The following is a 20,782-nucleotide window of genomic DNA, read 5'->3' as shown; positions in this document are numbered from 1 at the left end:
GAGACATGTATGCGGTGGCTTGTTGAGACAGCACTTCGATTGCGCGTTGCTGTGATTGCCGCCGCCCTGTTATTGATCGTTGGGGGGCTGCGAATGATCCCCGGCATGCCACTAGATGTTTTTCCCGAATTCGCTCCGCCTTACATTGAAGTTCAAACCGAAGCACCAGGACTATCGTCCGAAGAAGTGGAAAATCTAATCACATTCCCATTGGAGAATGCATTAGTCGGTACGCCCGGACTGCAAACGCTCCGTTCTAAGTCGGTGCTGGGATTGTCGTCAATTCGCATGCTGCTTCACGAGGACGCTGACCTTTACCGGGCAAGACAGTTAGTGCAAGAACGGCTTGCCGTTGAAACACCACGCCTTCCGTCGGTAGCCCGCCCGCCGGTAATCCTTCAGCCGCTTTCATCGCTCAGCCGAATGCTGAAAATTGGAATGTGGTCCGACAAGCTTTCTCAGCAGGAAGTTTCTGAGTTGGCGGTATGGACAATTCGACCGCGACTCATGGCTATTCCGGGAGTTGCCAACGTCGCTATCTGGGGCCAGCGTGACAAACAACTTCAAGTGCTAGTTGATGTCGAACGGTTACAAGCACATCGGCTGACACTCGACGCTGTGTTGCGAGCAGCGACGGATGCCGTTGTTCTCGATGCGGGTGGTTTCGTGGACACACCAAATCAACGCATGGCCGTCCGCCAGCTCGCACCAGTTCAATCTCCAGAAGATTTAGCGAAAACCGTTGTTGCATTCAATCAAAGCTCACCGCTTACGCTTGGCAATGTCGCCGAAATTCGAGTCGGCTCTCCTCCGCCGATTGGTAATGCCATTATTAACGATCAGCCGGGGATTCTTCTGATTGTTGAGAAACAACCAGGCGCAAATATGCTGGAAGTCACCAGGAAAGTCGAGGCAGCACTCGATCTTCTGAAGCCTGGCCTGAAAGATGTCGAAATCGATTCAACTATTTTTCGGCCAGCAACTTTTATTGAGCGTTCGATAGACAATCTTACTCATGCCTTATTGATTGGCTGCGTACTCGTTGTCGTTGTCTTAATTGCATTTCTTTACGATTGGCGGACTGCCATCATCAGTCTTACAGCTATTCCTCTATCTCTCATCGCGGCTGTGCTACTAATTCATTGGTGGGGGATGACAATTAATACAATGATCATTGCTGGATTGGTGATCGCTTTAGGAGAAGTTGTCGATGACGCCGTGATTGACGTAGAGAATATAGTTCGTCGATTACGTTTGAATCGCGCGGCTGAAAAACCGATGTCAAACTTTCGCGTTGTCTTAGAGGCCTCGTTTGAGGTTCGTAGCGCGATTGTGTATGCGACCGCAATCATTATCCTCGTTTTCTTGCCCGTATTTTTTCTTGAAGGTCTTCCTGGGGCATTTTTTCGACCACTGGCCATTGGCTATGTGCTGGCAATTTTGGCATCGCTGGCCGTTGCTGTAATTGTCACTCCTGCCATGTCTTTAATTATGTTGCCTCGTTCTACGGCTAGCGACCATGAACCACCACTCACCAAGTGGATCAAAATACCATATAGAAAAATACTACCGTGGTTCGTCAATCGTCCCATGACCGCAATTGCTATTCTTGCTGTTTCCTTCATTTGCACATTTGGCTTGCTACAGACCCTCGGAAAAGAATTTCTCCCTAATTTTAAAGAAACAGATTTCTTGATGCATTTCGTCGAGAAGCCCGGAACTTCAATCGAAGCGATGGATCGCATCACTATTCGAGCCAGTAAGGAATTGCGCTCTATCCCCGGAGTTAGAAATTTTGGAAGTCACATAGGTCGTGCCGAAGTCGCTGATGAGGTCGTCGGACCCAATTTCACTGAGTTATGGATAAGTATTGACGAATCTGTTGATTATGATGCGACCCTCGCAAAAGTTGAAGCGGCCATCAATGGATACCCTGGCTTGTATCGCGACGTACTCACCTACCTGCGAGAGCGCGTCAAAGAAGTGCTGACAGGCGCGAGTTCAAGCATTGTAGTTCGCATCTATGGACCAAACCTGGACGTTTTACGCGAACAGGCACAGCGAGTTGCTTTGGCAATGAAAGCCGTGCCTGGTGTTAGCAATCTTAAAGTTGAACCTCAAGTGCTGGTTCCACAGGTTGACATACGTCTCAAAGCCAACGCCGCAGAACGCTTTGGCTTGACCTCGGGACAAGTGCGGCGGGCAGTAACAACCCTTCTGCGCGGCACTAAAGTAGGAGAAATTTACGAAGACCAGATGAAGGTCGATGTCATAGTTTGGGGCACCGAAGCATCGCGCACTGATTTGACTGCACTTCACGAACTGCGCATCGATACGCCAGCCGGTGCCCAGATTCCACTTAAAGATGTCGCCGAGATCGGAATAGTACCCGCACCCAACGAGGTTAAACGCGAGAATGGTTCCCGAAGGATCGATGTTACGTGTGATGCTAAAGGGCGAGATCTAGGATCTGTGGCCACGGAAGTTCACAACGTCGTACAAAGCATTCCGTTCGACAATGGTTATCACCCAGAATTTTTAGGTGAATACGCCGCTTTACAAGCATCACAGAGGCGTTTGATATTGCTAGGTGGTGTAGCAATGGTGGGAATATTACTCATTCTCTACGTTGATTTTCAGTCTTTAAGGCTAACGATGTTGGTTTGCCTAACAATCCCATTTGCTTTGATTGGAGCTGTTGTTGCGGCCTGGATAGACGGCGGAGTGCTATCGCTCGGATCGTTAGTTGGCTTCGTAACCGTGCTGGGTATTGCCGCTCGCAATGGAATTATGCTTGTAAGTCATTACCGCCATTTGCAGGTGGCTGAGGGAGTACCATATGGCTTCGATCTGGTATTGCGCGGAGCCGAGGAACGCTTGGCACCAATCGTGATGACGGTTTTGACTACCTCACTAGCACTTGTTCCATTGATCATTTCCGGCAACAAGCCTGGCCACGAGATTGAGTATCCACTTGCCGTCGTGATAGTGGGTGGATTGTTTACATCGACGATTCTGAATCTGTTTTTGCTACCACCTCTGTATTTATTCTGGGGTGGCAATGCTGTGCAGCTCCCAGAAGATTGATCGTAGTAAAGATCCCATGGTCTTTGAAACCACCGTAAAGTCATCGCAACTTAACCTGTTTGTCATTCGTGATAGCATTCATTTTCATGATTTGATTAACTCTCGCTTATAGCACCAATTCGTGCTCATGTTGAAACTTTCTCCATTGCGAAGATGTATGGAAAGAGTGACGTGTAGCGCTATGTCTACGAGGGGTGGGATGGGACGTTTTCGCAACTATCATTTGCTTCTACTGCTAGCAGTTTGCGGATGCAAAACGTCCGCCGCTTCACAACCTCACAGTATTAGCACAAACGTATCTCTTCCTGCCACAGCCACGGCTGATTCCGTGGCCACTCCAGATTTGCAACAGCCATCGGCCGATGTTCTTCAGGTTTCGGCGGAATCAGTTGAAGAAATCGGTGTCGGCATTCCCAGCGAAACCCATTCCAAAGATGAGCTTTCTCCGCTTCGAGATACTCTCTCGATTGCGCTAACTCAGAACCCCGATCTCATTGCACTCAGGCAAACAGAGCGTGTTGGGCGAGCCGTCGTAGGGGTAGCGAATACATATCCGTTCAATCCATTTGTTCAGGTTCAGGCAACACCCTATCAAGAAGATGGTGGGACAACAGCTCATTATGTTTTATTGATGCAACGGTTGCAGCTTGCTCACCAGCAACAGTATCGTGAAGAATCTGCCGCTTCAGCATTGACGGGTATTCGTTGGAACATTCATCAAGCTGAGTTGCAGGCAGTCTCGTTGACCGCACAACTCTATTTCACGATGCTCTATCGGCGTGGACTTCGTGACATTGCCCAGAGTAGTCACGACAACAATGCCCTCTTGCTTGAATCTGTCGAAAAGCGGTTCAATGCAGGCGATGCAGCAGCCTCGGACGTGGCCACGGTAAGATTTGATGCCGATGCCACCTTGCAACAGCTGCAACTCGCTGAGGCAAACTATCAGTCGGCTGTTCGAGATTTACTACGTCAGATGGGAATGCCTGCAACTTCGACGTACGAATTCGTCGGAGATATTCAAAGAATCCGTTGGCGCTTGCCAGCCAATCACTGCTTGCAAGAGACAGCCGAGAGTTTAGCACTTGAGTTAGCTACCGAAAAGCAATTTCTTGAGGAAGCTTGGATAAGGGATTGCGCCGCAGCACGTCCAGATGTTCTTGCAGCACGTGCCAATATTGCTGTCGCTCGAGCCAATTTTAGGCTCGCTTCCGCCAGTCGAGTTCCTGATGTGAACGTCGGACCTTACTACCAACAGAATCCTGACGGTTTGACCCATGTCGGATTCCGTGCGGATATTAATCTGCCGGTGATTGATACGGGACGGCCCTTGCAATCACAGCGATCTGCCGAACTTAACCAACAATCCGTGACATGGAACCAGCTCTTACGCCGCGCCGAGCTCGAAGGCTTGGCAGCCTATGAACGCTACAAGGTTGCATATCAAGCACTTGAAGAAAGCTCGCAAAATCTCTTCGTTATGCCCCAAGAGCTACAAAGTCTTGAGCGGCAGTTTCGTGAAGGTGAAGTTGACGTCGTCAGAGCCATACAAGCGCGAACGAGCATATTACAAAAACAACGAGCTTACCTCGATCTGCTTAATGAAGCCGCTCAATCTGCGGCAACTGTGGTTGGAGCTATGGGCATACCGATTGAGGAGTTGATCCATGAATGAGCAGAACATTGACATCGAGTTCAATTCACGAATTCAACAACTATTGCAAATACAACTGCGGAAAGCACAGTAGCCCTAGCTCATTCACTCATTGATGGTTGATGCGTGCCAGCATGTCTGGAAGTTATTCAGCCAAGGTGAAACAAATTAGTTAGTGTATATATTTAATACGGGTTCCATTCTTTGAACATTCCTCAGGATTTGTATGAGTTAGCGAACCAAGAAAGTTCGGATCGAGTGCGCGCTGAAATGTGGCAGGGCCAGAAAGTTTGGGTTAAGAAAGCAACTTCCTCCAAAGCCACCACCTTTCATGCAATTCAGCGAAGTCTGGCTCGACTTATTCCTATAGAAGCATTTCAGCCAACGGTGAGTTTAGGTGGCGCGGCCGCGCTACGGTCGGAGGCTAGCCGAATCAAAGTATTGAAAGAATTAGGATTCCGAGTTCCTGAAGTGTTGGCCGTTACAGATCGCTGGATTGTGCTGTCCGACATTGGAGAATCTTTAGATAAACATCTGCACGCCAGTCATAAACCCAGCGTCGATGAAATCTATTCTGTAATTCGATCGTGTGCCCATCAACTTGCCCTGCTTCATTTGGCGGGACAATATCATGGTCGTGCAAAGATCAATGATTTTGTTTACTCCCCAGACAAGGGGATTGGCTTAATTGATTTTGAAGAAGATTTGTCTTCAATGACGCCAGATGCCGTTCAAGCAAGAGAAATTTGGTTGTTCCTAGGCAGTGTTTCTAGATATTCGGCGACTACTCCTGACATAATTGCCGTCGCATTTGACGCGTATCGGCAGACTCGAGGCAGCATTAATCCTCAGGAATTGAGGCGAATGCTAAGGGTTTTACGATTTTTCAAAATCCTGACAACTCCTTTTCTCCCATTACTGAGCAACGATGTGAAGCGAGCATATGCTGCCACTTGCTATCTCATTGATACTCAGTTTTAGAAGAGGAACGAGATGATTTTCTATGTCTGCTGCCTACTACTTGCAGTTTCCAGCCCTTTGTGAAAAGTCCTGTGTTTTGGAAAACGGCGGACGTGCCACTTAACTGCTTCGATGGCAAGTTTGGGAAAGTGATCCTAGTAAAATTCAACCAAAAATCGACTGATCAAGAATCAGTGCGTCTCTCTAAATGAATTCCACGGGTAAATAACACACCCGCAGCATCAGATTTCGCAAATTTTGCATCCAGATCAGCTTCGGCATGTGCTGACTCGTATACCAGCGCTAACACTCGACGCCTGCGCCTTCATAGCTAGGCTATCGGTGTGATCATAGAGGACTGCCAGCAAACAGCGCTTTAAGTGGGTATTTATGAAGTACACATTCAAATTTACTTAAGGAGCTACGCATGCCCACCAAACCCAAGTCTAAATCCGCCCCTGTCCACGAAGTCCGCATCGGCGGCATCAAGGCCGCGATTTGGGAGAACGATACGTCCGTCGGCACCCGTCACAATGTGACCGTCACCCGCCTTTACAAGAACGGCGACGAATGGAAGCAGACGGAGAGTTTTGGTCATGATGATACACTACAAACACCTGAGCCTACTTTCACTACTCTGGGAGTCGCGTTGAAATTTCCAACGTCAGTAAATCATTAAATCGTTTTCGACCAGCGTGCTATTTATCCTTTCCGCTTGATCCCTTACGCCCGCCGCCCGCTCCTCCTGATCGAAAGGCGGTTGTCTCAGTCCACTTTGCTAACTGGTCTTTATCGAGAATCTTAGCCATGCCGGTATCGAGGTTGGATTTCAAGTCTCGTGCAACAACACTCGAAAGCCTATCTTGGGCAGCTTCGGCTGCTGCTCGCGCCTTGCCATAGTCGAGGACGTAATTATAGGCAAGGCGTTGCGCCTGTCTCTCTTTTGAATCTTCGAGGTTGAACTCCTGAATTTGAAGAACGTAGCGGTCCCATCGAGGGTTGAAGCTACCTAAGGACTGAACGACTTGTTCCACTTGTTCATTTGTCAATAAACCAGCCAGTTCGGCTCGTAGTTTTTCGCGAGCTTCGTCATTAAGTTTATCGGACTGCTCTTTCTTTTCACTACTTCCTTGTTCCAATTTCGACAGCTTGCCGGTGGCTTCACGCCGTGCCATACGATGGTTAATGTATATCTCAGCGAGTCGATCTCGCTTGTCTGGTGGTAAACTGAGGGCTTCGGCGGTTGAATCTACTTGCGTCTTCCAGACAGCTTGTGTCTGTTCGTCGGAAGGTTTTTCCTTGACTACCGTGCCTTGAGCAAGAACCGCACTCGTACAGAAGCAAACCATCGAATAGAGCGTGAAAACGTGCACGATATTACTTGAACTACGAAGATGTTTCATCGGATTCTCCTGTCAATTAACCCTAAGGTCTACTTTCTGAGATACAGTACATATACTTATCGCCTCGCAGAATTATCTGCTCATCCAAGGCGATGGGCGAAGCATTGAAAACGTCGTCAAGGGCATTAGTGGCAAGCACTTCGAACTCTGAGCTATCTCTGAGAACAATACATGTTCCTTCTCGACCGAGGATGTAAATCTTTCCCCCTGCTGCTATTGGAGAAGCAAATACATTGCCAACGTCAGGCAATCGCTTGGGACCAAAAATAACTTCCCCGGTATAAGTGTTCAAACAACAGAGAATGCCTGCTTCGCCCTTGGTGAAATAAATCCGATCCTCGGAAAGCAAGGGAGAAGCAACATAAGGTGCTGCGGTCGAGTAATTCCACAATGGACCAGTGGTTTCGGTGATATCACCCCGCGAACTTAGTGGAATCGCATTCACAACATAGCCCAAATATCCTGTCATGCAGTATGCGACTCCCGCCGTGGCCACAGGCGATGGAATCGGACTCATTGCTTGTCCGCCGCACTCCCAGAGCACCTTGCCTGTTTCAAGGTCGTAACCGCGAGACCGCTCCGTCGAATTCGTTACGATCTGTTCGCGGCCGTCGTGGCGGATTATCAGTGGTGTACCCCAAGTTGTAGCTTCTTCTCGATCGGACCGCCACTTCTCGGTGCCAGTTTTCGGGTCTAGGTTGGTTATAAAAGACTGGCCCTCGTGATCCCAGTTGATGATTAGCGAGCCACCGTGAATCACGGGCGAAATACCTTCGCCAAATCCACGTCTTGTTTGCATTTCTCCAAGGTCCCGCTTCCATTTCAACTCACCATCGAGAGTGTAACAATAAATCCCGTACGAACCGAAGGAAACGTAAAGGAATTTGCCATCCGTCGTTGGAGAAGCCGAGGCATATCCGTGGGAGGCGTGATGGCCATCAAACGGCACCGTTTCACATGCCGTTCGCCGCCAGAGTAGATCACCGGATTTGCGATCATACGCCAAAACTTCGAAACGATGAACTGTACTAGGCTTTGGTACTGTCTGTGGTGCTTCACCATTTTTTGCACCACCTCGCCGTCCACCATTTTTTCTTTGAGAGGGACCACTCTGATTGGCGGATTTTGAAGCTTGGCTGATAATCGGCTTTGTGCCTGTGTCGATAGCCGTCAGCAAGAATATCCGATCCTTCCAAACTATTGGCGTAGAGCTACCCTTACCCGGAATTTCGATCTTCCATTTGATGTTGGTCGATTCGTCCCAGCTCACTGGGGGATTGCTGCGTGGAGAAACGCCATCGGCATTGGGGCCTCGCCATTGGTGCCAATTGTCTAGATGCTCGCCTGCTAATCTGTTAGTTTCTGCGATTACGCTGGGGACGAGGACAAACAACAAACATAGGCTGATTAACAATTTATTCATCATCTGTCTGTCTTGCGCGCGGCCTCACCAACTGAACTATCCGTCCGCGACGAACGATCGACAATCCAGATATTCCGGAACCTGTAAGCTTCCCCATGATCCTGCAACATGATTGGGCCTTCGGCAGCATCGCCCAATCGCTTAGCTGCCCCTTTGCGAGGCCCCAGTTGCACATTCTCGTGGATAGAAATTCCATTCAGTTTCACTGAGGCTTGAGCTTCCTCTCTGAGTGTTCCACCATCGGAGAATCGTGGCGCTCGGAAATCTATGTCGACAGCATGCCATCGGTTAGGGGCGCAGTGGAGGTCGGTGGTGGGTCGTACAGGTCTTATCAAATTCTCGAAAACGCCACACACCAATCCCTCGGGGGCACTCTCTGCTCCCTTGATTCCAAACTCATATCGGGCGAGCAAAAATACTCCACCATTCACATCGCCGGGCGGAAGAAAAAACTCGAAGTGGAGCTTAAAATCACTGAACTTACTACGGCTAATGAGCGAACCAGAATTAGGTACAACTTCCAGCGATCCATCTTGGGTAATTTTCCAGTCTGCAGGCCCATCCGACTCTTCCCATTTTTTGCCTGCCTGACTAACCCATTCATCTTGGTTGCTGCCGTCAAACAGAACTGTGGCATCGCGAGGCGGGGGTGCCGTCGAGAGTTTTGGTGATCGCTCAAATGCGAAGACAACTCCCACATGAGCGAAGCAAAAACTCAATAGCAAGATTGATCTGGTACAGGCTCGCGTACTGATATTACTTATCATATCTTTTATTTGAGGCTCTCTGTCAACGTTCGCTATTAAAAACAAAGTCCCGAACAGTACGAGCAAGTCACATACACTTGCTACTAGACATCGAACAAGAATGGCCGTGTCGTCGAGGACTAATCTCGCTGCGCCACAACCCCGTCGTCAATTCCCAGCAAGGCTTCCCAGGGAGTGTCTACGATTTCTGTTAAAGCCGTTTGTTCCGAATCGAAACCGCCGTCTATGGAATCTGAAATGAATGAGACGCTCCCATCGGCAGAAGCAAAATTGGCGCCCCCCGGATGGCGACTTGAGAAGCCCCTTCTTGCAAAAGAATTCGACTTCGTTGCAATTGAACTCGAGTAATTCATGGCATACTTACCACACGCCATCGCATCTGCGAGACCGATTTCAGAATTATCGCGTACACCTCGAATTCCAAAGACTACTCCCGCTCGACCTAGGACGGTACCCTCAGTGCCCACCAGCGTCGTTTCCCAACTTCTCTCACCTACAATGAACGTATTGCTGGTTCCGTCAGTAATCTCGGAGATGCGAGCACCTTTTTCAATGGTAAATATTCCGTTGGCAGCGTCACCTGGCGCACCACGATACCGCCTTAATTCATTGCTACTGTTGACGCCCACATAGTCAGATGTTGCCAATCCGTAGAGGGCGCCACCTTGACTTTGAATACTCCGCTCTTCATTGATTCCTGGACTTGCCGTAGTCGGACACAGAAAAACGGGAAGTGAGGTCTGCATGGCTGCCACCTTCTCCGGATTGTCAAGAGATGTGGCTAGATCAGCTTTAGTGGCGCCGATCCTATCGTACAAAACCCCTTGCTCAAGCTGCGGCAAAATCAAGGCCATCCAACTCCAATTTCCCAGGTAAGAGTTTGAAACTGACGGAGGCGTCGGATTTTGATGGACACAACCAGAAGGAAATCTTTTCGCAGTGTCGTGATAGTTCTGCAGAGCTAAGCCAATCTGTTTCATACCATTGACGCACTGAGTCCGGCGTGCTGCTTCGCGGGCAGCTTGAATGGCAGGCAGCAATAGGGCAACCAGAACGCCAATAATAGCAATGACAACCAACAATTCCACGAGCGTGAATGCGAGTGGACTCGCTTTCGTGCCCCTAATGGATTTGCGAAAATCACTGCCTGGAAGAAAGATCGGTGATACTTTTCCGAAATTTTTGGGAATTCGCATGTTATCAATTACGCTGGTGATAAGAAAGAAGACAAGGAATACCGAAGCGACGTTGATAGAGCTCCACGCTCCTTGAAAATCATTTATTCAGAGTTCAGACAAGAGTGCTAGAGAGTGCTGCCACACAAATTATGCACGATTGACGCGTTCTATTGCCAATCCTATTTATGAATAGCAGTTCAATTCGATTCCATGACAAGATTTTCTGAATTGTTGGTAAAACATGCTAATAAACGTGTTATTTGTCGCATTTTGTCCTAAAAGTCTGATTCACAGCTATTCAAGGTGTAAGCGTTTGAGTGATCTTGCCCTCTGCCGAGTGTAAGCATTGGCTTGAGGTCCATTCACTCTGTGCTTACTCTCATCAAGCGCGACGAATGGCCTGAAATGCTCAGGCTAACTAGCAGGAGATCTTCTCACATGTCATACCGAGTGCATCGCTCTGGGTTACTTCTTTTGCTATTAATTGTGGCAGCTTGTGGAGTTGTCGACAACGTCCAAGCAGAGATACTCGTTGAAGAGTTTTTTTCTCATCCAAATGGCAACCTTGTTGGTAATTCGCCCACCCCGGGGCCTGGCAATGCGTGGGCGGCACACGATGACTTGGGCGGCACTCCTATCCAAGTTCTAGGTGGTTCGGTTGTCCTCAGTCAAGGTAGCGGCGCGGGTGGCCGCGAAGATGTTAACGTGGGATTTATTTCCCAGGCGACAACGGCAATCACTTATGCTCGATTTGATTTCAAACTTCCTGGTGGTCAGGATCTCAACAGCCCGACTCTTCTAGATTCCTTTGGATTATACTTTGCCCATTTCTATTCAGGTCTGCCGACGACAGGATTTAGGGCGCGATCGGGAATTGTGCAGCCTTCGTCCGGGGGAAATTTTGGCCTGGCGATGAACGCTTCTGGTGCTCGTCTTAACGAGGGCTCAACGTGGCCGGTGGATTTATTTTTCGATACTACATATAGAACGGTTGTTTCTTACGATGCAAATACCGGTGAAAGTAAATTGTGGCTCGACCCCACGGACGAAAATAGCAGCTTTATTGCCAACTCTGCAGGAGCAGCGATCGGGACGTCGATTCAGGGATTCGCATTTCGCCAAAGCAATGATTACACCGGTACCCAGATTGTTGACAATCTGGTAGTTGCCACAACTTTTGCCGAAGCCTTGGCTGGGACCGGTGGCTCGATTTTTCTGGATGCTGACTTCAATGAAGATACTTTCGTCAATAGCACGGACTTAGGTATATGGCAAACCAACTATGGTCTGACGGGTGTTGCAACGAAGTCTCAAGGAGATGCCGATGCAGATTCCGACGTAGACGGCAGGGATTTCTTGCTTTGGCAACGACAGTTTGGCCAAAGTCCTTTCGTAGCTGCTAATGCAGTCCCTGAACCCCATACGTTGGTTTGTTTAATCCTTGTTGGAGTGATGTTACTGTCGGCGAGACAGGTTGTCTGAACGAATGGATCCATTTGATTATAGGAAATCGCTAACGAAACTGAATTTTGCTTTTTGAAAGGGGGGGACTTGAATGTTCTTACGCAAACTTATCTACGCGATGCTCGCGACCTTTATTTCAACTGTTCTGCCGATATCGGCATTTGCAGGAATTCTTGTTAAAGAACAGTTCTCGCACCCAAACGGTAATCTTGTGGGGCGTACTCCGACTCCTGGTCCCGGTGGAGCGTGGACGGCCCACAGTAGCGGTGGTAGCAATCCTGTTCAAGTGTCGGGGGGAGTCGCTGTGTTACAGCAGGCTAGTGGCGGTCGTGAAGACATTAACACAAGTTTTACTCCACGATCTGCAACAGACATTACCTACGCGAGTTTCGACTTACTGCTGCCCAGTGGACAAACTGTAGACCCTGACGCAGATGGTCTATACTTTGCCCACTTCAAGAGTAGTAGCGCCACCACTGGCTTCAGGGCTCGTGTCGGTGTTGTCGCCCCGAAGGCTGGCGGTGATTTTGCTTTGGGCTTTCACGCATCGGGTAGTTCATTAGATCCTGCAGGCGGTGGCTTATTTTGGCCGATCGACCTTTCGTTCGACACGACCTATAAAATTGTTACTGCGTACAATGCCGCGACCGGTGAATCCACATTGTGGCTTGATCCTGTGAATGAATCCAGTTCGAACCTATCCAATGCGGCGGGCGGCGGATTCGGAACAATAATCGAATCGTATGCACTGCGTCAGAGCAACGACTACACAGGTTCACAGCTAATCGACAACCTTTTCGTTGCTACAACTTTTGGAGAAGCACTTACGGGAGTGGAAGTTCCCGAGCCCAGTACGACCTTGTTGTTGGCAATATCTTCCTTATTGCTAGTCACGAGACGTTGTAAGATTTAATTGCACTTAATTTGGGTAGGTCGCGAACGACGACTAATTTAAGGAAGCCGTTATTGGTCGGTGGCATTTTATGTCACCGACCAATGTTTTTTGTTCAATTGTGTAGCGCTCTCTAGGTGCTGAGAGGCTAACAGTTCTTTGATTTTTTCAGGCGAGCTTCCCAGCGCGGTTGTACCGCCAAAGATTGCAGCGCTATTCCCGGGATTCTGCGCGGTCGCCATCAAATACAGTGGTAAAGACAGCCTGCGAACCAGTTGTCTCTAAAAAGAATCCCTCGCGGCGATGTGGTGGCATGTCGGGCGTCGAGCCATGCCAAACCACGAACTTCCCAGGCACCTCAAATCGAAGGCGGAGTATTTCTTTACCATATTCGACATCGAAAGTGACGCTATCGCTGTAGTTGGCTACTTTGACATCTTGCCAATAACGGAAGGCTTTCGGACGACCATCTGCAAATTGCTGATCTGGTTCAAATGTTTTAGGTAACCTAACTTTACCCTGGAGGTGCAGTGCAAGCCCCAGTTTTTGAGGCCCCTCGGCTGAAGATTCAATCTGGACGACATCGATCAACCTGTCGTCTTTGATACTGAGTGTGCGACTCGCTTTGGCGTCAAGTCGATAAACGGGATGTGACACAGAAATGCGAGGTGGATCCGTTGAGAATTCGACGAGTTCACCCGCTCGAGTTTTTGTAAAGGGATCTGGTCTCCGGCCTTTAGGGGGTTGCTCTTGGCCCTCGCCGTTTACCAATGGCACATTGTGGTTGAGGCCGTGGATGTAATACTCTCTATGAAGTGGCGAGCCATAACCTACCGTTCCGGGGTCATGCGTAACATCCGTGTTCTTATAAAACGCGGAGAAATTTAGGACTTCGGCTTGTAAGTGGGATTTGACAGGTGGTTGGCCATAGTGAATGAACACCTGCCATGGTCCTTGTTTAAGCACTCCCATTCTGGACGTCTCGAAGTTACGCGACGTAACTTGGGGCAATTGAGTTGATTTGCCCTCTCCTCGGGCAGGGGGATCAAGAAGCGTATCCCAGTCGTATCGTTCTTTGGCGAGTTCGATGCCTTGGGGCGTTGGGAAGACGCGATAATTCTGTTCCAAAAGCTCGTAATCGGGTGAAAAAAGTTGGCCTTTCGTGTCCGAGGGAGTAGGCAATTGTCCGTTCGGAAAGCGCAAGTAAACTGTTGACAGCATCAGGTTTTGAACCGTTGCCATTTCTAGAGCCAAGTCATCTGCGCGGTCGTAAAGTCCCGCAGTTTCAAACAAAGAAGCCAGAGCATTGACGACGTAGCTGTTATAACCAAATGACTGCTCAAACCAAAGATAGTCGCTAGTAATGCCCTCGGCCACTTGCTGACGGACTCCAAAGGGACCGTCAATCGCTGCCTGCCACATCTCATTATCATCAAAAACGAGAGCCACCTGGGCCGAAGCGGAACGGAGCCAACATGTGATATTGAGAATTTTTGGAAATCCTGCGTTCAGCACGCCGACTTCAGGCACAAAAAACTTATCATGCCAGAGTTTTTTACGATCTTTGTCAACGTAATCGCCAAGAAGGCGAACCGTTTGGGCATAGGTAATGAGATTTACTCCTTCTGTGAGCACCTGCCAAAACAACCGTGCTCCTTGACGTTGAGGTTGCCATTCTTGGAGGTGGTTGGCGTAAAAATCCATTTGGCTTGCGGCCCATTCGGCATAACGAACCTCTCCGGTTAACCGGTAGAGTCGTGCCGCGCGTTCCATCATTAAAGCATGGTTTTCACGCCAAATCCGAACCCAGGCTGCTACTAGTTTATCGGTTAGTTCGACGCGAGGATCCGATTTGCTGGCAAAATGGTCCGTCTCTTCCCCAGGGATCGCTTCCGTCCAGATAAGCTTGGAGCCATCCTTCGGGCTGACGAAGTCATTGGACCAGCCAGCTATCCATGAAGTCCGATCTCGATGCTTAGCTATCCATCTATCAACGGCCGAACGCTCGGATTCTAGCCATTTTTGCCAAATGGGATCGCGAGCCACTAGGTGCCGGGCATTTTGCCAGTCTTCGCGGGCCATTCTGTAAGGCTGACCCTCATCGTCATAAATTTTTAGCTCTGGAAAGTGTTTTTCCGGAGAATTCTTGGGATAAGGGGCTCCTGTGGCAATTGTAGGCCACGCGGCCACCCCAGCTAAAGCAAAGAGAAGTAAGAAATTTTTCAAGTTTGTAACCTTCATTTCTGGAGGTGCCGGTATGCGATGAAAAGAGCTTTATTCAACAGTTCTTAATAGCCATTTGGCCGTCGATTAGGACCATAATTGAGTGTACGAGTTTGTCCTGATTCCGATACAAACTGCTATTAAACTACTGTTTGGGTGCGTCTCGAAGTCGTTAGTAAATTAGCTTTTGAGATTGGAGTCAGCCTTGGTCAACAGTCATACAAGTCGAAGAGAGTTTATTCGCCACTGTTCTTTAATGCCTTTAGCAGCGGCCACGGTCGGTGGCCTGGCGAGCGGAGTTGCGTCGGCTCAAACGCCGATCACAAGAATTGGCGGCCCCAAACTAAAGATTAGCCTGAATGCTTATTCATTTAGCAAGCTCCTCAATAATTACAACAAGAATCGTCGCGGGAATAAGCTGGCACTTATTGACCTACTCGATTTTTGCGCTGAGCACAATTTTGATGCGATAGACCCTACAGGATATTTCTTCCCTGGTTATCCAGCTGTTCCAGAAGATGATTACATCAACAATTTCAAGCGCAAAGCGTTTCAGCTAGGTCTTGATATAAGCGGTACAGGGGTTCGTAACGATTTCGCCACCCCAGATGCGGCGAAACGTGCCGCAGACGTTCAACACGTTAAAGAGTGGATTGAAGTTGCGGCCAAATTAGGTGCACCCGTTATTCGCGTGTTCGCAGGACTTGAACCTGCAGGACACTCCTGGGATGAGGTTGCCGAGTGGATGGCGGCAGATTTGAAAGAATGTGCCGACTACGGAAAAGAATATGGAGTATTAGTCGGTGTACAGAATCATGGCGACATGCTCAAGACAGCGAAGCAAACGCTAAAAATTGTCGAGATGGTCAACTCTGATTGGTTTGGTGTGATCGTGGATACCGGTTACTTTCTAACGGACGACCCTTATGCTGATATCTCGGAAGTGATCCCATATGCGGTCAATTTTCAAGTTAAAGAAAGTCCTTACGGAAAGGAAAGTACTGAGCGAACCGATTTGCCCAGGCTGATTGAGATTGTGCGTAAACAAGATTATCGTGGTTACCTTCCTATCGAAACACTTTCTGTCCCCGGCCGACCCTACGATCCGTACACTTTAGTGCCCCAATTTCTCGCAGAAGTTCGTAGCGCAATCGGTCCGACCGTATAGACGAACAGGGTTCTAATCAATGTCTGAATTTCCAAAAACAGAAGGAGAAGCCCGAAAGCGATTGGTGGCACTGATCTCTCAGCATCAACGCAGAATATTTTCGTACATATATACCCTTGTTCCCCGTAGGCAGGACGCTGAGGATCTACTGCAAGAGACTATTATGATCGTCTGCGAAAAGTTCGACGAATTTACCGAGGGAACGGATTTTGTCGCGTGGGCATCTCAGATTGCTTACTGGCGAGTTCGTTATGCACGACAAAAATACGCGCGTTCAAAAGTTCTTTTTAGTCAGGAAATACTGGATGTCGTTGCTAAGACTGCTGGTGAGATGACCAAAGAACTGGATGAGCGCCATACGGCATTGGCAATTTGCCTCGATAAACTGCATACTCGCGACAAAGAGTTTATTATGACGCGGTATGAACCTGGGGGCGGTGTGGAAGAAGCTGCTCGGAAATCAGGACGATCGATAACGGCCGCCTACAAAGCTCTCAGTCGAATCCGCAAACTTTTGCTTGACTGCGTATCAGAGCAATTGGTGATCCGAGGTGCCACATGAGCATAAACGATCAAGAGATACTTGAGCTTCATCGACTCTGTAATTCCGTGATCGACGAAAGTTTGTCAGGAAGTGATGTACAACGGCTTGAAAGATGGGTTGTTGCATCGGAAGACGCTCGTCAATTTTACGTACGGTCAATGGATCAATCGGCTAGCTTGGGGTCCTATGCGAGCGAAATGCAGATCGAAGCCCCAGACCTACACCAGCGAGCCTCACTGGTTCTGCTAAAACGCTATCCCGTGTGGCTCGCGGTTGCGGCTACGTTTCTTGTCGTAGGAATCGCATGGTCGAGTTTTACTCCGCAAAAAGCTACAGTCAAGCCCGAACAGCGGGAGTATGTTGCCAAGTTAACCGGCCAAAAAGACTGTCAATGGAAGCCAGCGGGGCGCCGTATGGAGTTAGGTGATTTCTTCTGTCGCGATGATAATATCGAGCTATTTCGCGGACATGCTGAACTGACTTTTGATTCAGGAGCTGTTGTGGTTGTCAACGCTCCTGCCAAGCTTGTAATTAACTCGGCTTGGGATGCCATACTGGAGCATGGGTCCATTACCGTTAACGCGCCGACGCAGGCGATTGGATTTCGCATTTCCCACCCCGCTGTCGAAGTGATTGATTTGGGCACGCAATTCTCGATGTTTGCTAACGGCGAGGGAGTTGCCAACGTTTTTGTGACCCAAGGCGAAGTTGAGGCGATGCCGGGTTACGGTTCAAACCGGGACGCCATACTTCTTCATGCCAATGAATCGCGCCAATTTGCCTTAACAGGCGAAGTTCCTGAAAAGGATCATCAATCGCTGGAAAATCCAAACGATAGCTCTGTTTCGTTTGACCGGTCAACCGCCTTGCCTAAACATGTGAGATGGAGCTTTGATGAAGTTAACGGCAGAAAAATTTCTTCGGAGTCAGATGCCATATCGAATAAGTCACCCATAATGTATCTAAGCAAAGATTCTCACGAAGCACATGCCGATGGCTTTCTTGATGGTGGCATTAATTTTGACGGTAAGCTATTCGCTCGAGCTGAATTCGCGGGACTTTCTAGCAATTCGCCAAGGACAGTCTCTTTCTGGGTGAAAGTTCCTCGTGATGCGGCGCTGTCAGGCGCTTATTCCATGGTGGCTTGGAGGGCGGGTAGCTCAAAACTCGGCTTGCGCCCCGTTCACGTTGGTTGGAATCGTAATCCTGATGAAGGTCCGCTCGGTGCCTTACGGACTGATTTTAGTGGTGGGCACTCGATGGGTACTACCTCGCTTCGTGATGGTCGTTGGCATCATATCAGCGTTGTATTTGTTCCTGGCATGGACTCTGATACTCCTGTACAAGTTAAGCAGTATGTAGATGGCAGGCTGGAAAGTAATAGAGTTATCGAAGGGCCAAAATTGAGCATTCTCGGCAAGGGAGTTGAAGAGAAAGACACAAATCTTACTGATGTGCTTTGGCTAGGGTGCCGTCTCGGTAGCGGCGGTCCGAAGAAAGATAGATTTCAAGGGCAAATCGATGAGCTTGTAATCTCAGATAGCAGTCTTAGTCCAAGTGAGATCACGCGAATGATGGAAAGCAGCGAGCCACTTACACGCAACCATTAGTTCCGTTTCGTATCGAACTGCAAAAGTATGGGCTCTCTTTCTTTACCTTGGTTACATCGCTCTTTATGCGAATAAGTCGCTACGATAGTTTTCATACCTATCACTGGAACAATGATCACCTTCCAGAACCGATCGAAAAGATCGAGTCACCTCTGCATGGAAGTTGGACTTTTAGTGGCATTCCGACCAATTCCCCGCTGGGTGGGCGGCAGGCCCTTTACTCAATGGGGCTTGGTGCCTTTACTATGCCGGCTTAGGTTTTGACATCCCCACCTATAAACGCGTGCGCAGTGGTCGACGTTACTGTTCTACGCTCCCAAATCTCTTAAGAGTCTCATGCAGTTCTCTTCGTGGTGGTGAATCTGAAATTCGCAATTGTAAGAGATTCAAAGGAAGTTGGGCCGTATCATTTGGATTGCCTCCCAAGCATCTCAGATATGGGAAGCAGATATTATCTAACTCGCCAGCGTCTGCCTCCGAACATACTTCTCAACGCCTCAGTGGTGGGCACGATGAAGGTCGGATGGCACTTCCAGAGTTGACAGAGGACTACGCGACCTGCGCCGCAAAAGCCGTCACGCAGCGCGCTGCTACAACGAAAATTAAAGTTTTCCGTCCAAATGTCGATTCGAACGATGGTCAATTGTTCCAGCACCGCAAGGTGCGTCATCATTGGCTTGCCGCGGTGGGCAAATGATTGGCAAAACGCCTCGGCGTGTACGGTCTTGTGTCCAAGTTCGACTCCTGCACCGTTGCGCGATGACCATAAGTTGAACCTTGGAGACGGGCAGCCTATACCGTTTTAAGTGGGTATTAAGGAAGTTACGTGTTCATTTTCATTTAAGGAGCCTCTTATGCCTACCAAACCCAAGTCCAAGCAGTCCCCCGTCCATGAAGTCCGCATCGGCGGCATCAAAGCCGCGATCTGGGAGAATGAAACCTCCGTCGGCACTCGCCACAACGTCACGGTCACCCGCCTCTACAAGGATGGCGACGAATGGAAGCAGACCGAAAGTTTTGGCCGCGATGACCTGTTAAATCTCGCCAAGGTCGTCGACCAAGCCCATTCCTGGATTTTCGAGCAAGCGGCCTGACCCACCGCTGTCAGTTGCAACCGTCACACTAAAGATGCTCTCAACGAACGGAACGTTGAGGGCATTTTTTTCATTTTTGTGCAAGGTATGGCGAGAATCGAAGTTGCCCAAGAAATCCAAGTCTACCAAGCCGTCGATTCCACCCGGTCGAACGACGCCCATACCGACTAGACCTGATCGAGATCGCCGAGCGAGGCAGCACTCTCGTATCGCCAGAGTTTTGCAAATTCTCAGTTTGATCCAATCACGAGGCCGTTGGAATAGTCGAGCCATCGCTCAAGAACTCGATATCTCGGAACGAACGGTTTACAGAGACTTAGAAGTTTTGGAGTTTGCCGGTGTCCCCTGGTACTTCGATGATGATGACCAATGCTATCGGGTCCGACCCGACTTTCGCTTTCCGACCTTGGGACTCACCGACGACGAAGCGGCGGGGCAAGCCGTAGCGACGGCCGTCTCTCGTGCCGTGGGACTTGACGCCTCGCAAGGTTCTCAGCCCATAACTCGAAAGCTGTCCTCGAATTCAACGCCAGCCATTCAAAAGACGCTCGACGATGCGGCTCGTTTGATTGAAGTCTTTGACTTAAAACTCGTCGACCACAGTCATCATCAGGAAGCGATCAAGGCGACACAGCATGCTTTACTGCATGGCAAACAGTTAATCGGCAACTACGAGAGCCCCTACGAAGATCGAGCACGTCGGATTCAGCTGCACCCCTATCGACTCTGTCTTATCAAAAACGCTTGGTACGTGATCGGTCACCAGCAGGGCGAGTCAACTCCACGGACTTATCGGGTTGCCCGCTTCCAGACCTTACGATTCCTCGACGACCCGGCCAATATTCCAGCCGATTTCAATATCCGGGACTACTTTGGCAACGCGTGGAGCGTCTATCGCGGTGCGTGCACGTATGAGGTCGAGCTCTTCTTTAAACCCCCAGCGGCCAAGATTGTCATAGAGACGCAGTGGCACCACACCCAAAAAGTTACGAAACATCGAGATGGTAGTGTGACCCTCACCTTCACGGTCGATGGCCTTGAGGAAATCCTCAATTGGCTACTGACCTGGACCGGCAAGGTTCAAGTTCAACAGCCGTCCGAACTGCGAACCCTGTTCTTAACCAGTCTTCGTCAGGGTATTGAAGATAACGAAGACTAGATTTCACATGGACATCCTCATCGCCATCCTGGTGTTTGATTTATGCGTGATCATAGCCGATTGGCTGGATCGTAAACGGTGAACTGCGAATTTAGTTGAGCAAGGCCAGTGACAGTCCCACCTCTGGCAGTGCCAACCGGTACAACGGATGTCAGA

Annotated in this window: 17 protein-coding genes; 12 read left to right on the top strand and 5 right to left on the bottom strand. The window is 49.2% G+C overall.

Features of this window, described 5'->3' with window-relative positions; translation table 11 throughout:
* Nucleotides 1-9: 9 nt before the first annotated feature.
* The 4 genes from SH678x_RS06805 to SH678x_RS06790 all read left to right on the top strand — a co-directional run bounded on the left by SH678x_RS06805 (nucleotide 10) and on the right by SH678x_RS06790 (nucleotide 6,380).
* Nucleotides 10-3,087 (top strand): efflux RND transporter permease subunit, encoded by a 3,078-nt coding sequence (locus SH678x_RS06805; protein WP_496922136.1) that lies wholly within the window; start codon nucleotides 10-12, stop codon nucleotides 3,085-3,087.
* Nucleotides 3,088-3,415: 328 nt separating this feature from the next.
* The gene (locus SH678x_RS06800) at nucleotides 3,416-4,762 is read left to right on the top strand and encodes a TolC family protein (protein ID WP_496922135.1); all 1,347 of its coding nucleotides are present in this window, start codon (nucleotides 3,416-3,418) and stop codon (nucleotides 4,760-4,762) included.
* A 183-nt stretch (nucleotides 4,763-4,945) separates the two neighbouring features.
* Nucleotides 4,946-5,722, top strand: coding sequence for a BUD32 family EKC/KEOPS complex subunit (locus SH678x_RS06795; protein ID WP_496922134.1), 777 nt, complete (start codon nucleotides 4,946-4,948; stop codon nucleotides 5,720-5,722).
* Nucleotides 5,723-6,128: 406 nt separating this feature from the next.
* Nucleotides 6,129-6,380 (top strand): hypothetical protein, encoded by a 252-nt coding sequence (locus SH678x_RS06790; protein ID WP_496922133.1) that lies wholly within the window; start codon nucleotides 6,129-6,131, stop codon nucleotides 6,378-6,380.
* A 19-nt stretch (nucleotides 6,381-6,399) separates the two neighbouring features.
* Here the strand turns inward: SH678x_RS06790 and SH678x_RS06785 are convergent, their stop codons facing one another.
* The 4 genes from SH678x_RS06785 to SH678x_RS06770 form a co-directional block, all read right to left on the bottom strand.
* A complete protein-coding gene (locus SH678x_RS06785; protein WP_496922132.1) occupies nucleotides 6,400-7,104 on the bottom strand; it encodes a hypothetical protein in 705 nt (234 codons plus the stop codon).
* Between the two features lie 22 nt (nucleotides 7,105-7,126).
* Entirely contained in the window at nucleotides 7,127-8,530 is a 1,404-nt protein-coding gene (locus SH678x_RS06780) for an outer membrane protein assembly factor BamB family protein (RefSeq protein WP_496922131.1), read from the bottom strand.
* Nucleotides 8,527-9,246 carry a 3-keto-disaccharide hydrolase gene (locus tag SH678x_RS06775; RefSeq protein WP_496922130.1) on the bottom strand — a complete coding sequence of 240 codons (720 nt, stop codon included), beginning with the start codon at nucleotides 9,244-9,246 and terminating at the stop codon, nucleotides 8,527-8,529. Before SH678x_RS06775 ends, SH678x_RS06780 begins: the two co-directional genes overlap by 4 nt.
* A gap of 167 nt (nucleotides 9,247-9,413) precedes the next feature.
* Nucleotides 9,414-10,490, bottom strand: coding sequence for a DUF1559 family PulG-like putative transporter (locus SH678x_RS06770; protein WP_496922129.1), 1,077 nt, complete (start codon nucleotides 10,488-10,490; stop codon nucleotides 9,414-9,416).
* Between the two features lie 420 nt (nucleotides 10,491-10,910).
* Here SH678x_RS06770 and SH678x_RS06765 point away from each other — a divergent pair, with 420 nt between their 5' ends.
* Together SH678x_RS06765 and SH678x_RS06760 are read left to right on the top strand one after the other, a co-directional pair.
* The gene (locus tag SH678x_RS06765; protein ID WP_496922128.1) at nucleotides 10,911-11,954 is read left to right on the top strand and encodes a hypothetical protein; all 1,044 of its coding nucleotides are present in this window, start codon (nucleotides 10,911-10,913) and stop codon (nucleotides 11,952-11,954) included.
* A 73-nt stretch (nucleotides 11,955-12,027) separates the two neighbouring features.
* Nucleotides 12,028-12,849 carry a PEP-CTERM sorting domain-containing protein gene (locus SH678x_RS06760; protein ID WP_496922127.1) on the top strand — a complete coding sequence of 274 codons (822 nt, stop codon included), beginning with the start codon at nucleotides 12,028-12,030 and terminating at the stop codon, nucleotides 12,847-12,849.
* 192 nt (nucleotides 12,850-13,041) lie between these two features.
* Here the strand turns inward: SH678x_RS06760 and SH678x_RS06755 are convergent, their stop codons facing one another.
* Nucleotides 13,042-15,054, bottom strand: coding sequence for a heparinase II/III domain-containing protein (locus SH678x_RS06755; protein ID WP_496922126.1), 2,013 nt, complete (start codon nucleotides 15,052-15,054; stop codon nucleotides 13,042-13,044).
* Nucleotides 15,055-15,256: 202 nt separating this feature from the next.
* Here SH678x_RS06755 and SH678x_RS06750 point away from each other — a divergent pair, with 202 nt between their 5' ends.
* The 6 genes from SH678x_RS06750 (at nucleotide 15,257) to SH678x_RS06725 (ending at nucleotide 20,626) form a co-directional block, all read left to right on the top strand.
* Nucleotides 15,257-16,219: a sugar phosphate isomerase/epimerase family protein gene (locus SH678x_RS06750; protein ID WP_496922125.1), complete on the top strand. Its 963-nt coding sequence runs from the start codon at nucleotides 15,257-15,259 to the stop codon at nucleotides 16,217-16,219.
* Nucleotides 16,220-16,238: 19 nt separating this feature from the next.
* On the top strand, nucleotides 16,239-16,781 hold the full coding sequence (locus SH678x_RS06745; RefSeq protein WP_496922124.1) for a sigma-70 family RNA polymerase sigma factor: 543 nt from the start codon (nucleotides 16,239-16,241) through the stop codon (nucleotides 16,779-16,781).
* Nucleotides 16,778-18,373 carry a LamG-like jellyroll fold domain-containing protein gene (locus SH678x_RS06740; protein ID WP_496922123.1) on the top strand — a complete coding sequence of 532 codons (1,596 nt, stop codon included), beginning with the start codon at nucleotides 16,778-16,780 and terminating at the stop codon, nucleotides 18,371-18,373. Before SH678x_RS06745 ends, SH678x_RS06740 begins: the two co-directional genes overlap by 4 nt.
* Nucleotides 18,374-18,896: 523 nt before the next feature.
* Nucleotides 18,897-19,070, top strand: coding sequence for a hypothetical protein (locus SH678x_RS06735; RefSeq protein ID WP_496922122.1), 174 nt, complete (start codon nucleotides 18,897-18,899; stop codon nucleotides 19,068-19,070).
* 157 nt (nucleotides 19,071-19,227) lie between these two features.
* Nucleotides 19,228-19,467 (top strand): hypothetical protein, encoded by a 240-nt coding sequence (locus SH678x_RS06730; protein WP_496922121.1) that lies wholly within the window; start codon nucleotides 19,228-19,230, stop codon nucleotides 19,465-19,467.
* 34 nt (nucleotides 19,468-19,501) lie between these two features.
* On the top strand, nucleotides 19,502-20,626 hold the full coding sequence (locus SH678x_RS06725; protein WP_496922120.1) for a helix-turn-helix transcriptional regulator: 1,125 nt from the start codon (nucleotides 19,502-19,504) through the stop codon (nucleotides 20,624-20,626).
* Nucleotides 20,627-20,782 lie beyond the last annotated feature (156 nt).

The sequence above is a fragment of the Bythopirellula superficialaquae genome, from assembly GCF_059632245.1.
Note: the sequence above shows the minus strand (reverse complement) of the source record. Positions and strands in the feature narration are given on the sequence as shown.